The following is a 13,179-nucleotide window of genomic DNA, read 5'->3' on the forward strand; positions in this document are numbered from 1 at the left end:
GATGGCCGACGAAACCCTGACCTTCTCTCTCGACACCGGCGACGGCGAACAACGCGACGTCGTCATCAAGCTGCGCCCCGATCTGGCCCCCGGCCACGTCGCCCGCATCACCGAGCTGGCGAAGGAAGGCTTCTACGACGGCGTGGTCTTCCACCGCGTCATTCCGGGCTTCATGGCCCAGGGCGGCGACCCGACCGGCACCGGCACCTCGGGATCGAAGAAGCCGAACCTGAAGGCCGAGTTCTCGAAAGAGCGCCACGCCCGCGGCGTCTGCTCCATGGCCCGCACCTCGGATCCCAACAGCGCCAACAGCCAGTTCTTCATCTGCCTGGACGACGCCTCCTTCCTCGACGGCCAGTACACCGTCTGGGGCGAGGTCATCGAAGGCATGGACAATGTCGACGCCCTGCCCAAGGGCGAACCGCCCCGCGCGCCGGGCAAGATCGTCAAGGCGACGGTGGCCTGACGACCGTGATCTCCGGTGCGGTTCGCGAAGAACTCATCGCGCGCTACGGCGAGCCGCACCGGCGCTATCACACGATGACGCACATCGAGGATTGTCTGGCCCAGGTCGCGGCCTCGACGGATTTTCCCGATGAGCAGCGCAGCCTGATGGACGCCGCATCTGGTTCCACGACGCGATCTACGACGCGACCCGCAACGACAACGAGGCCGAAAGCGCGAAGCTGGCGGTCGAGCGGCTGTCGGCGGCGGGCGTCGAACGCGCCTTCATCGACGAAGTCGGCCGCCTGATCCTGCTGACGGCCGGCCATTCCGTGGAGCCGGACGACGCCCTCGGCGCCCGGCTGGTCTCCATCGATCTGTCGATCCTCGGCGCGGCGCCCGAGCGGTACGACGCCTACGCCGCCGCCATCCGGCACGAATACCGCCACGTGCCCACCCCCCTGTACCGGGCCGGCCGGGCCGCCATCCTCGGCCGCTTTCTCGACAGCGGACGGCTTTTCGCCGATCCGGACCGGGCGGAACGGTTCGAGGCGCCGGCGCGCGCCAATCTGGCACGCGAGATCGTCGCCCTGACCGCCTGACGTTCGATCCCTACGACCTCTTTCGTCAGCGCTGCACGCCGCCGAGCCAGGCGTCGTGGCCCGGCATGGCGACGACGGCGCGGCGGATCGCCTCGCGCAGCCCCGCCAGACCCGGGATCAGCTGTGCGTCAGCCACCTTGTCCGCCAGCGGGTGGTGACGGTCCGGCGTGACGCCCTGTCCGAGGAAGACGGCGACCCAGCTGGGGTGGGCGAACAAACCCTCCCTGTACTGCTGAACCAGGCCCCGGCTGCGGAACAGATCAATCTTGCCGGCCAGGCTGTCCGGCAGGTCCATCGTGCGCACATGGTCCCACAGTGGAGAATCGTCCCGCCGGGTGGCGTGGTAGTGCAGAATGATGAAGTCGCGGATGCGTTCGGCCTCCATGTCCATCACCCGGTTGAACTCCCGGCTGTCGGCCGGGTCGAACGTCCGGTCCGGCCACAGCTCTATCAGCGTCGTGATGGCCTTCTGGATCAGGTAGATGCTGGTGGATTCCAGCGGCTCGATGAAGCCGGCCGACAGGCCCACGGCGACGCAGTTGCCCATCCAGTTGCGCGTTCTCTGCCCCGCCTTGAAGCGCAGGTGGTTCGGCTCGGCCAGCGCTTCGCCTTCAAGCCTGCCGACCAGTTCGTCGGTGGCCGCCTGACGATCCATCACATCGCTGGAGTAGACGTAGCCGTTGCCGACCCGGTGCTGCAGCGGGATACGGAACTGCCAGCCGCCCTTCAGGGCGGTCGCGCGGGTGTAGGGCGTGCCCGGCCGGCTCAGAGCGCAGGGAATGGCCACGGCGCTGTCGCACGGCAGCCAGTGCGACCAGTCGGTGAACCCGGACTGCAGGGCCTGTTCGATCAGCAGGCCGCGGAACCCCGAGCAATCGATGAACAGGTCCGCCTCGACGGTTTCGCCGCGCTCCAGCGTCACCGAGCGGATCAGGCCGCGGTCGTCCTGGTTGACCTTGACGACCTTGCCTTCGACCCGCGTCACGCCGGCGGCTTCAGCGCGACCGCGCAGGAAGGCCGCGTAGAGACCCGCGTCCATCTGATAGCCATAGGTGAAGGTCGAGCCCAGCGCACCCGGCTCGCTGGTCGGCGGCGTGAAGCGCTCGTCGCGGGCCATGACGGCCGGCAGCGCATAGTCGTCGATCGAGCCGACGTCCGCCGTGCGCGACGCCTTCAGCCAGTAGTGATGAAACGGCGCCTCCTCATTGCCGGCCCCGTGGACGCCGAACGGATGAAAATAGCTTTCCCCGATCGCGCCCCAGTTCTCGAACCGGATGCCCAGCTTGAAGGTCGCGCCGGTCGCCCGCATGAATTCCGTTTCGGTCACCCCGATGCTGGCGTTGAACGCCCGGAAGTGAGGCAGGGTCGACTCGCCGACCCCGACCGTCCCGATTTCGGCGGACTCGACCAGGGTGACCTTCAACCGACCCGGATCGACCAGCCGGTTGATGGCCGAAGCCGCCATCCACCCGGCCGTGCCGCCGCCGATGATCACGACCGAGCGGATGCGCCGATCGACGGTCGGGTCTGCGCTGGACATGAAGGTTTCCTCGTCCCGCCATTCGCGGGACCGACCTGGACGGCCGCGGGGGCGTTACTCGATCTCGACGACCTCGACCCGGGCCCCGTTCAGGACCAGGGCGATCTCGCCGCGCTTGAGCTTGAGCGCGTCCTCGCCGAACAGCTGACGGCGCCAGCCCTTCAGGGCGTCGACGTCGGCCTCGTCGTCCAGGGCGATCTTCTCGAGGTCGGCCACATTGGCCAGCAGCTTGGTGGCCACCCCGGCGTTGTCGCTCTTGGCCTTCAGCAGCACCTTCAACAGCTCGACGACCGACGGCGGGGCCGGCTGGTTGTGGGCCGGACGCTCCAGCTTGGGCGCGTGGGCCTCCGGGTCCTCCAGCACGCGTTTCAGTTCGGCGGACAGTTCGAGGCCGAGGCGCGAGGCGCCGAAGCCCTTGGGCACGGAGCGCAGGCGGTTAAAGGCGTCGGGATCGGTCGGCCCCTGGGCCGCGATCTCGTCGATGGCCTCGTCCTTGAGAATGCGGCCGCGCGGCTGGTCACGTTCCTGGGCCGTGCGCTCGCGCCAGACGGCCGTGGCGACGAAGGCCGAAAGATATTTCGCCGACCACTTCTTGGGCTTCAGCCGCTTCCAGGCTTTTTCCGGATCGGTGTCATAGAGGGCCGGATCGGTCAGATCCTCCATCTCGGCCATGACCCAGTCCAGCCGGCCCTCCTTCTGCAGCCGGTCGCGCAGCTTGGGATACAGGGCCGCGAGGTGGGTCACGTCGCCCAACGCATAGACCAGCTGGGCGTCCGACAGCGGCCGGCGGGCCCAGTCGGTGAAGCGGCTGCCCTTGTCGACTTCCTGACGCAGCATCTGGCGGACCAGCGCCTCATACGAGACCTGATCGCCGAAGCCGGCGGCCATGGCCGCCACCTGGGTGTCGAACATCGGCTTCGGCATGGCGCCCAGTTTGACGAAGATTTCCGTGTCCTGACGCGCGGCGTGGAAGACCTTGATGATCTTCGGATCGCGCAGCAGCTCCAGGAACGGCTCCAGGTCCAGACCCTCGGCCATCGGGTCGATGATGGCGGCGTCCGTGGCCGACGCGGCCTGGATCAGGCACAGGCGCGGCCAATAGGTCGTCTCCCGCATGAACTCGGTGTCGACGGTGATGAAGGGCTGGTCGGCCAGACGTTCGCAGAATGCGCGAAGCGCCTCGGTGGTGGTGATGGGCGTCATTCGGATGCTATAGCCCCGCGCAACGTGGTTGTGGCAAGAGCCGCGGCAGAAAACCTCCCTCTGATTCAGGCCCGTGACCGATGAGCGACACCCCCGATCCGCTGCGCAATGGCCTGACCTACGCCGATGCGGGTGTGGATATCGACGCCGGCGAGATGCTGGTGGACGCCATCAAGCCTCTGGCGAAATCGACCCGGCGGCCGGGAGCTGAGGCGTCGCTGGGGGGATTCGGAGCCCTGTTCGACCTCAAGGCCGCCGGATTCGTGGACCCGCTGATCGTCGCCACCACCGACGGCGTCGGCACGAAGCTGAAGATCGCCATCGAGACCGGCCGGCATGACGGCGTGGGAATCGATCTGGTCGCCATGTGCGTCAACGACCTGCTGGCCCAGGGCGCCGAGCCCCTGCTGTTCCTCGACTACTACGCCACCGGCAGGCTCGAGATCGACGCCGCCAGACGCGTCGTCGCCGGAATCGCCGAGGGCTGCCGTCAGGCCGGCTGCGCCCTTGTCGGCGGCGAAACCGCCGAAATGCCCGGCATGTACCAGGGCGGCGACTACGACCTGGCCGGCTTCTCGCTCGGCGCCGTCGAGCGCGGCCACGCCCTGCCGTATCTGGACCGTCAGGCGGCGGGCGATCTCATCATCGGCCTGGCCTCATCGGGCCCGCACTCGAACGGCTATTCGCTGATCCGCAAGGTGGTCGAGAAATCCGGCCTGTCGTGGGGGGACGACGCCCCCTTCGCCAGGGATCGCACCCTGGCCCAGGCCCTGATGGAGCCGACCCGCATCTATGTGAAGCCGGTGCTGCCGCTGATGAAGGCCGGCCTGATCAAGGGCGCGGCCCACATCACGGGCGGCGGCCTGATAGAAAACCCGCCGCGTTGCATCGCCGACGGCCTGCAGGCCAGCTTCGACTGGGACGCCTGGCCCGTGCCGCACGTCTTCCAGTGGCTGGGCGAGGTGGGCGGCGTCTCGGATCACGAGTTGCGCCGCACCTTCAACTGCGGCGTCGGCTTCATCCTGATCGTCGCGCCCGAAAACGCCGAGCCGGTGCTGGCCGCCCTGCTGAACGACGGCGAGGTCGCCTTCGTCTGCGGGCAGCTGGAAGCCGCCTAGGGCCCCGGCTCGACGCAGCGGCCGAAGGGTCTATTCCGCGTCCAGACTGCTCCAGGTCACTCGAACAATCGCGGCTGCGCCGGGATTCTGACGCAGGGACACCGTCACCGGTCCCTTCGTCCAGATCGGCCGGTCCGCCGGCTGACCGGCCTCGGGGGCGAAGCCCTGATCGCGCAGCACCGGCTGGACCGACGTCCGGGCGCCTTCCAGACCGCCGCGACGGGCCTGGATCACGCAGACCCGGTTCAGATCGTTGTCGACCGCGCTGCCCGTGGTCGTCAGCCGCAGCAGATACGCCTCATCCTCGCTCCGGAAATTCAGGGTGTCCTCGTCCGAGGCGGGGGTTGCGACGAAGCCCAGAAACTCCAGCGCGACGGTGTCCCTGGCCTCGCCCCTCACATACGGCAGGCAGACATCGGCCAGGACGCTGCGCGTCATGTCGGGGGGCGCCGAGACCGCGAGGGCGGCGGCGATAACGAGAGCGAGCATCGAGAAACCTCCGGACGTCCCGCCACTGTTTCCGAGCCCGGAGCCCGGTGCAAGCGTCGCGCCGCCGTTGACCCGGAAGGACCCGCCCGGCAAGGTCCGCGCCTCCCCGCAAACGAGGTCGCCGATGCGTATGTTTTCTGTCGCCCTGGCCGGACTGATGCTGGTTGCCGCATCGGATGCGTCGGCCCAGGCCCCGGTTCAGGAACAGGCGCTGCTGCATCGGCTGGCCGGCGATGTTCAGCCCGAACGGATGCGGACGGATATCGAGGCCCTCGTCGGCTTCGGCACCCGCCACACCCTGTCCGAGACGCAGTCCGACACGCGCGGCATCGGCGCGGCGCGGCGCTGGACCCAGGGACAGTTCGAGGCGATCAGTCGCGACTGCGACGGCTGCCTGACCATCTTCACCCCCTCGGACACCGTCACCGGCCCGCGCGTGCCGACTCCGACCGAGGTGGTCGACGTCGTGGCCATCCAGCGCGGAACCGGGGACCCGAACCGGGTCATCGTCATCTCGGGCCACATCGATTCGCGCGTCACCGACGTGATGAATTTCACCGCCGACGCCCCGGGCGCCAATGACGACGCCTCAGGCGTCGCGGCGGTGCTGGAGGCGGCGCGGGTGCTGTCGAAACACCGCTTCGACGCCACCCTGGTGTTCGCCGCCCTGTCGGGCGAGGAACAGGGGCTGCTGGGCGGCAAGATCCTGGCCGACTACGCCCAGGCCCAGGGCTGGCGGGTCGAGGCCAATCTGAACAACGACATCGTCGGCAATTCCGAAGGCCAGTCCGGAGTCCGCGACACCACCCGCGTCCGCGTCTTCTCGGAAGGCACCAAGACCGTCGAGACCGAGGCCCAGGAAGAGCGCCGGCGCTACAACGGCGGCGAGGTCGACTCGTCCTCGCGCAACCTCGCCCGCTTCGTCGACGGGGTCGCCGACCGCTACCTGGCCAATTTCGACGTCGAGCTCATCTACCGGACCGACCGCTACGGCCGCGGCGGCGACCAGGTCGAGATGCTGCGTCACGGCTTCCCCGCCGTCCGCATCTCCGAGGGCGCTGAGAACTACGACCGCCAGCACCAGGACCTGCGCACCGAGAACGGCGTCGAATACGGCGACACCATCGAGGGCGTCGACTTCGGTTATCTGGGCCAGGTCGCGCGGCTGAACATCGTCTCCATGGCGGCCCTGGCCAACGCCCCCGCCAGCCCGCTGGGCGTCACCATCGAGGGGGCGGTCAAGCCGGACACCACGATCAAATGGCAGGCCGTGCCCGGCGCGGCGGGCTATCGCGTCTGGTGGCGCTCCACCACCGCCCCGCAATGGACTCACAGCCGCTGGGCCGGATCGGCGACCGAACTGGTCCTGCGCAACATCGTCATCGACGACTTCTTCTTCGGCGTCTCGGCCGTGTCGGAAGACGGCTATGAGAGCCCGGTGGTCTTCCCCGGCCCGGCCGGTTCGTTCGTCTCCGTCGGCGACCCGGCCCCGCGAGCGCCCTGATGCCCGACCGCGTCTCCGGCCCCGTTCGCGTGGCCGTCCTGATCTCGGGCGCAGGCTCCAACATGGCGGCGCTGATCGACGCCGGCCAGCAGGCCGGCGCGCCGTTCGAGGTGGTCCTGGTCCTGTCCAACAAGCCTGACGCGGGCGGTCTGGCCGTCGCCCGGGCCAAGGGCGTGGCGACCGCCGCCGTCGATCACCGGCCCTTCGGTCCGGATCGTCAGGCCCATGAAAAAGCCGTCGACGCCGCCCTGACCGCCCAGGACGTCGAGGTCGTCGCCCTCGCCGGCTACATGCGGCTGCTGACGCCCTGGCTGGTGGAACGGCGGGCGGGCCGGATGCTGAACATCCATCCCAGCCTGCTGCCCAAATATCCCGGCCTCGACACCCATGCGCGCGCCATCGCCGCCGGCGACGCCGAGGCCGGCTGTTCCGTCCATCTGGTCACCGAGGGCGTGGACGAGGGGCCGGTGCTGGGCCAGGCGGCGGTTCCGGTGCTGCCGGACGACACCCCCGCCTCCCTGGCCCAGCGCGTTCTGGCGGCCGAGCACGCCCTCTATCCCCGGGCGCTGGCCGACTTCTGCGGCCGCCAGATTAGAAATCCGTAATAGCGGCTGTTTGCTGGCGACAGCGGTCCGGACCTGGGTCAGGTTGCCGCCGGTTTCAAACGGGGGCTTTCATGCTCAGACTTCGTCTCATGGCCTGCGCCGCCGGCGCCGCCCTTATTCTCGCCGCCGGCGTGGCCTCGGCCCAGTCCGCGCCGCCCATCGTGGAGATACCCTCCTCCAGTCAGGCGGAGATCGGCGCGTTCGGCTTCGACGTCGGCGGCATGGACGCCACCGTCCGGCCCGGCGCCGACTTCAACCGCTACGCCAACGGGACCTATCTGAAGAACACCCCGATCCCGGCCGACCGGACCTCGTACGGCGCCTTCCACATGCTGCGCGACCGGTCGCAGGACAACCTGCGCGCCATCATCGAGGAAAGCGTCGCCAACCCGGCCTCCAGCCCCGACGCGGCCCGCATCGGCGCCTTCTATGGCAGCTTCATGGACGAGGCGACGGTCGAGCGTCTCGGCGCCTCGCCGCTGCAGGCCGACCTGGCCGAGGTCCGCGCCGCCGATACGCGCGAGGAAATCGCCGCCCTCATGGGCCGGACCCAGGGCGGCTTCGGCGCCAGCCTGTTCGCGGCGCAGATCTTCGAGGACCTCAAGGACCCGAACACCGTCAGCGCCTACGTCGCCCAGGGCGGCCTCGGCATGCCGGATCGCGACTACTATCTGGAAGCCGGCTTCGCGACGCAGAAGACGGCCTATCAGGCCTATGTCGCCAAGGCCCTCGAACTCGCCGGCTGGCCCGCCCCCGAGCAGGCCGCCGCCGATGTCGTCGCCTTCGAGACGCGCATCGCCGAACAGCACTGGACCCAGGTCCAGAACCGCCAGATCGACAAGATCTACAATCCCGCCACCCTCGCCGAACTCGCGGCCGCCGCGCCGGGCTTCGACTGGTCGGCCTGGGCCCGGGGGGCCGGCGTCGCCGACGTCCCCGTCCTGATCGCCGCCAACAACACCGCCTTCCCCGGCATGGCGCGGGTGTTCGCCGAGACCCCGATCCCGACCCTGCAGTCCTGGCAGGCCTTCCACGTCGTCGACCAGGCCTCGCCCTGGCTGTCGAGCGCGTTCGTCGACAACAATTTCAACTTCTACGGCAAGGTCCTGGGCGGTCAGCCCGAAAACCGGCCGCGCTGGAAGCGGGGCGTGGCCCAGGTCGACGGTTCGCTGGGCGAGGTGCTGGGCCGAGAGTTCGTGGCGCGCCACTTCCCCGCCGAATCCAAGGCCCAGATGGAAGAACTGGTCGCCAACCTGCGCCGGGCCATGACCGCCCGTATCGAGGGGCTGGACTGGATGAGCCCCGAGACCAAACAGCAGGCGCTCTACAAGATGAGCCGCTTCGGGGTGAAGATCGGCTACCCCGACGAATGGCGCGAGTATGACGGCCTGCGCCTCGAGCCCGGCGACCTGTACGGCAATGTCGAGCGGTCGGCGGCCTTCGAATGGGCCTTCAACCTCGGCAAGCTGGGCAAGCCCGTGAACCCGCTCGAATGGGGCATGACCCCGCAGACGGTGAACGCCTACTACAACCCGCCGCGCAACGAGATCGTCTTCCCGGCCGCCATCCTGCAGGCCCCCTTCTTCGACCCCAACGCCGATCCGGCGGTCAACTACGGCGGCATCGGCGCCGTCATCGGCCACGAGATCACCCACGGCTTCGACGACCAGGGCCGCAAGACCGACGGCGACGGCGTGCTGCGCGACTGGTGGACCGCCGGGGACGCCGCCAAATTCGAGGCCCGGGCGGCGGTGCTCGGCGCGCAATACTCGGCCCTGACGCCGCTGGAAGGGGCCAGCGTCAACGGCGATCTGACCATGGGCGAGAATATCGCCGACCTGGGCGGCCTGCTGCTGGCGCTCGACGCCTACCACATGTCGCTGAACGGGGCGGAAGCGCCGGTGATCGCCGGCCTGACCGGGGATCAGCGGGTGTTCCTCGGCTGGGCCCAGGTGTGGCGCGCCAACATCCGCGACGAGGCCCTGCGCCAGCAGGTCACCGTCGATCCGCACGCCCCGGCCCAGTATCGGGCCGCCGTGCCGCCGCGCAACATCGACGCCTGGTATGCGGCGTTCGGCGTCCAGCCCGGCGACGAGCAATACCTCGCCCCCGAGGCCCGCGCCCGCATCTGGTAGGCGGACCCGCACGCCATGACGGCCCCGGCGAGCGATCGCCGGGGCCGTTTTCGTTCGCGACAGCGCGTCGTCCGGGCGGCCAGGCGGCCAGGCGGCCAGGCGGCTGGCGTCGGTCGAAGATGCTTGAGGTTCTGTCTCACTTATGTGATATTTAAAATACCAGCTAAGAGGTTCTGATGATCACGGGCCCCCAGATCCGCGCCGCCCGCGCCCTGCTCGGGATCGACCAGCGTGAGCTGGCCCGCCTGTCCGGCCTGTCGACCCAGACCGTCCAGCGCATGGAGGCCTGCGACGGCTCGGTGCGGGCTGTGGTCGACAGCCTCGAGAAGGTGATGACCGCTCTCTCCGACGCGGGCGTCGAACTGATCGTCGAGGGCGTCCCCAGCCAGGGCGTCGGCCGCGGCGTCCGGCTGATCGACAGAAAGGCGATAGACCGCGATGAGCGCTGACTGGAAGCTGTTCCTGCCCAAGTCGGTCACCGTCCTGCGTCAGGGATACGGCCTGCCGGACTTCCGCGCGGACACCATCGCCGGGCTGACCGTGGCCGTGGTCGCCCTGCCCCTCGCCATGGCCCTGGCCATCGCCTCGGGCGCGGCCCCCGAGGTCGGCCTGGTCACCGCCGTGGTGGCGGGCCTGCTGATCTCGGCCCTGGGCGGCAGCCGGTTCCAGATCGGCGGCCCGACCGGCGCCTTTGTCGTCATCGTCTACGGCGTCATCGCCCGCTACGGCTACGACGGCCTGCTGATGGCCACATTGATGGCCGGCGGGATCCTCGTGGTCGCGGGCCTGGCCCGGGTCGGGACCCTGATCAAATACATCCCCGATCCCGTCACCACCGGCTTCACCAGCGGCATCGCCGTCATCATCATGGCCAGCCAGATCAAGGACATCCTCGGTCTCGAGGCCGCCAACGTCCCCGCCGAACTGATCCCCAAGCTCGAGGCTCTGTGGGCGGTGCGCGACACCCTGAGCCTGCCCGCCCTCGGATTGTCCAGCGTCTGCGTGGCGGGAATTCTGCTGCTGCGCCGGTATATGCCCCGCGCGCCCGGCTTCCTGATCGTGACCGTTCTGGCCGCCGGCCTCGTCGCCCTGACCCAGTTGCCCGTCGAGACCATCGGCTCGCGCTTCGGCGAGATGAACGCCCGTCTGCCGGCCCCCAGCCTGGACTTCTGGCGCTGGGAGAACGCGGTGGCCCTGCTGCCCAGCGCCCTGACCATCGCCCTGCTGGCGGGAGTCGAGTCCCTGCTATCGGCCGTGGTCGGGGACCAGATGACGGGCCGGCGTCACCGGTCCAACGTCGAACTGGTGGCCCAGGGCGTGGCCAATATCGCCTCGGCGACGGTCGGCGGCCTGCCCGCGACGGGGGCCATCGCCCGGACCGCGACCAATATCCGCTCCGGGGCCCGATCCCCCGTGGCCGGCATGCTGCACGCGGTTTTCCTGCTGCTCTTCATGCTGCTGCTGGCGCCGGTGATGAAGCTGGTTCCCATGGCGGCGCTCGCGGCCATCCTGGTCGTGGTGGCGCTGAACATGGCCGAGGCGCACCGCTTCCGCCTGATCCTGCGCACCTCGCATGGCGACCGCGCCGTGCTGCTGGCCACCTTCGGCCTCACGGTGCTGGTCGATCTGACCGTCGCCATCGAAGTCGGCATGGTGCTGGCCGCCTTCGTCTTCATGCACCGGATGGCGGGGTTGGCCTCGATCGAGGGCCAGCCCCCCATCATCGAGGGCGACGCGGAGGACCTTCATTCCGAGGCGGGGGGCCGCTATGCGCCCAACTATGGCCTGCCGGACGACATCGGCGTGCTGACCTTCCGGGGGCCGCTGTTCTTCGGCAGCGCGGGGGTGGTCAAGGACGCGCTGGACCGGATCGGGACGCGAAAACGAATCTATGTCCTGCGCCTGGAAGAGGTTCCCCTGATCGATCCGACCGGCGCCTTCGCCTTCGGCGACCTGCTCAAGCGCCTGCTGGACGAGGGGGACGAGGTGCTGGTGGTCGGGGCCGGCCACGGAGTGCTGCGCGGCCTCCTGCAGACGACGCCCAAGACCGTCCTGAAGCGGGTCCGCTTCGTCCGCACCTTCGAGGCCGCCCGACGGCGTGTCCTCAACGGATCGGGGGGACCGGACAGCGAAACGGCCGGCCCTCCGTCTGGAGAACCGGCCGCCCGGACTACGACAGGATGACCCGGATCAACCGACGATCTGGTCGTCGGTGAAGAACTGGGCGATCTCTATGCCGGCGTTCTCGATCGAGTCCGACCCGTGGACCGAATTCTCGCCGATCGACAGGGCGAACAGCTTGCGGATCGTGCCTTCGGCGGCGTCCTTCGGATTGGTGGCGCCCATGACTTCGCGGTATTTGGCCACGGCGTTGTCGCCTTCCAGCACCTGGACAACGACCGGCTCGGCGGTCATCTGGCCGACCAGCTCGCCGTAGAACGGGCGCTCGGCGTGGACTTCGTAGAATTTCTTCGCTTGCGCGTCGGTCAGCTTGACGCGGCGCTGGGCCACGATGCGCAGGCCGGCGCCCTCGATCACGGCGTTGATGGCGCCCGTCAGGTTGCGGCGCGTGGCGTCGGGCTTGATGATCGAGAAGGTGCGTTCGGTCATGGAGGTGACTTCTTGTTGGGAGATTGAAGGTTGCGGGCTTATAGCGGCGCCCTCCCCGGTTTCCAACCGCCACACAATTTTGCCTCTATCGCGCGCCGCAAGGCGGTTCGATGCGTTGGGGCCGCCCGAGATCACGACCGACCATGCTCCAGATCACCGACCTGACCTTCAACGCCTGGGGCCGCAAATTCCTCGAGGACGCCTCCGTCTCCCTGCCGCCCGGCGCCAAGGTCGGCCTGGTCGGCCGCAACGGCATCGGCAAGTCGACCCTGTTCAAGCTGATCCTCGGCGAACTGGCGGCCGGCGGCGACGAGATCAGCCTGCCCAAGACCGCCCGCATCGGCTCGGTCGATCAGGAACACCCCGCCACCCCGGTCAGCGTGCTCGAGACCATCCTCGAGGCCGACGAGGAGCGCCACACCCTGCTGGGCCGGCTCGAAACCGCCGAGCCCGAGGAGATGGGCGAGATCTGGACCCGGCTGATCGAGATCGACGCCGACGCCGCCCCCGCCCGCGCCGCCGAAATCCTCGTCGGCCTCGGCTTCGACCAGGAAAACCAGCAGCGGCCGATGTCCGAGTTCTCGGGCGGCTGGCGCATGCGCGTGGCCCTGGCCGCCGCCCTGTTCGCCGAGCCCGACATGCTGCTGCTCGACGAACCGACCAACTACCTCGACCTCGAAGGCGCCCTGTGGCTCGAGGCGCGCCTCAAGAAATACCCGCACACCGCCCTGATCATCTCCCACGACCGCGAGATGCTGAACGAGGTCTGCACCCACATCCTCCACCTCGCGAACCGGACGCTCGAGCTCTACACGGGCAACTACGACCAGTTCGAAAAGGCCCGCGCCGAAAAGGCCCGGCTGCAGATGTCGGCCAAGGCCAAGCAGGACGCCGAACGCGCCCACCTCCAGGCCTTCGTCGACCGCTTC

14 protein-coding genes are annotated in these 13,179 nt (G+C 69.0%); 9 read left to right on the forward strand and 5 right to left on the reverse strand.

Annotated elements, in window-relative coordinates; all coding sequences use genetic code 11:
- Position 1: 1 nt before the first annotated feature.
- Positions 2-466, forward strand: a complete 465-nt coding sequence (locus WC555_RS03695; RefSeq protein ID WP_373251227.1) for a peptidylprolyl isomerase — start codon at positions 2-4, stop codon at positions 464-466.
- A gap of 67 nt (positions 467-533) precedes the next feature.
- On the opposite strand, the gene WC555_RS03700 is transcribed toward WC555_RS03695, so the two are convergent.
- Positions 534-773 (reverse strand): hypothetical protein, encoded by a 240-nt coding sequence (locus tag WC555_RS03700; protein ID WP_373251229.1) that lies wholly within the window; start codon positions 771-773, stop codon positions 534-536.
- A gap of 3 nt (positions 774-776) precedes the next feature.
- Here WC555_RS03700 and WC555_RS03705 point away from each other — a divergent pair, with 3 nt between their 5' ends.
- The gene (locus WC555_RS03705) at positions 777-1,046 is read left to right on the forward strand and encodes a hypothetical protein (protein ID WP_373251231.1); all 270 of its coding nucleotides are present in this window, start codon (positions 777-779) and stop codon (positions 1,044-1,046) included.
- Between the two features lie 25 nt (positions 1,047-1,071).
- Here the strand turns inward: WC555_RS03705 and WC555_RS03710 are convergent, their stop codons facing one another.
- Positions 1,072-2,586, reverse strand: a complete 1,515-nt coding sequence (locus WC555_RS03710) for a tryptophan halogenase family protein (RefSeq protein WP_373251233.1) — start codon at positions 2,584-2,586, stop codon at positions 1,072-1,074.
- 54 nt (positions 2,587-2,640) lie between these two features.
- A complete protein-coding gene (gene rnd, locus WC555_RS03715; protein WP_373251235.1) occupies positions 2,641-3,789 on the reverse strand; it encodes a ribonuclease D in 1,149 nt (382 codons plus the stop codon).
- 80 nt (positions 3,790-3,869) lie between these two features.
- Here rnd and purM point away from each other — a divergent pair, with 80 nt between their 5' ends.
- A complete protein-coding gene (gene purM / locus WC555_RS03720) occupies positions 3,870-4,907 on the forward strand; it encodes a phosphoribosylformylglycinamidine cyclo-ligase (protein WP_373251237.1) in 1,038 nt (345 codons plus the stop codon).
- Between the two features lie 30 nt (positions 4,908-4,937).
- Here the strand turns inward: purM and WC555_RS03725 are convergent, their stop codons facing one another.
- A complete protein-coding gene (locus WC555_RS03725) occupies positions 4,938-5,396 on the reverse strand; it encodes a hypothetical protein (protein WP_373251238.1) in 459 nt (152 codons plus the stop codon).
- A gap of 124 nt (positions 5,397-5,520) precedes the next feature.
- Between WC555_RS03725 and WC555_RS03730 the strand changes: the two genes are divergently transcribed.
- The 5 genes from WC555_RS03730 (at position 5,521) to WC555_RS03750 (ending at position 11,824) form a co-directional block, all read left to right on the forward strand.
- A complete protein-coding gene (locus WC555_RS03730; RefSeq protein WP_373251240.1) occupies positions 5,521-6,900 on the forward strand; it encodes a M20/M25/M40 family metallo-hydrolase in 1,380 nt (459 codons plus the stop codon).
- Positions 6,900-7,505 (forward strand): phosphoribosylglycinamide formyltransferase, encoded by a 606-nt coding sequence (gene purN, locus WC555_RS03735; protein ID WP_373251242.1) that lies wholly within the window; start codon positions 6,900-6,902, stop codon positions 7,503-7,505. The genes WC555_RS03730 and purN overlap by 1 nt, the downstream gene beginning before the upstream one ends.
- 71 nt (positions 7,506-7,576) lie before the next feature.
- Positions 7,577-9,640, forward strand: a complete 2,064-nt coding sequence (locus tag WC555_RS03740; protein WP_373251243.1) for a M13 family metallopeptidase — start codon at positions 7,577-7,579, stop codon at positions 9,638-9,640.
- A 176-nt stretch (positions 9,641-9,816) separates the two neighbouring features.
- Positions 9,817-10,089, forward strand: coding sequence for a helix-turn-helix domain-containing protein (locus WC555_RS03745; RefSeq protein WP_373251245.1), 273 nt, complete (start codon positions 9,817-9,819; stop codon positions 10,087-10,089).
- A complete protein-coding gene (locus WC555_RS03750) occupies positions 10,079-11,824 on the forward strand; it encodes a SulP family inorganic anion transporter (RefSeq protein WP_373251247.1) in 1,746 nt (581 codons plus the stop codon). The genes WC555_RS03745 and WC555_RS03750 overlap by 11 nt, the downstream gene beginning before the upstream one ends.
- A 6-nt stretch (positions 11,825-11,830) precedes the next feature.
- Here the strand turns inward: WC555_RS03750 and ndk are convergent, their stop codons facing one another.
- Positions 11,831-12,250, reverse strand: coding sequence for a nucleoside-diphosphate kinase (gene ndk / locus WC555_RS03755; protein ID WP_373251248.1), 420 nt, complete (start codon positions 12,248-12,250; stop codon positions 11,831-11,833).
- A gap of 143 nt (positions 12,251-12,393) precedes the next feature.
- Between ndk and WC555_RS03760 the strand changes: the two genes are divergently transcribed.
- Positions 12,394-13,179: ABC-F family ATP-binding cassette domain-containing protein (locus WC555_RS03760; RefSeq protein ID WP_373251250.1), on the forward strand; the 786-nt coding region annotated here is incomplete at its 3' end.

The organism is Brevundimonas sp. (assembly GCF_041648615.1).
Classification (GTDB): domain Bacteria; phylum Pseudomonadota; class Alphaproteobacteria; order Caulobacterales; family Caulobacteraceae; genus Brevundimonas.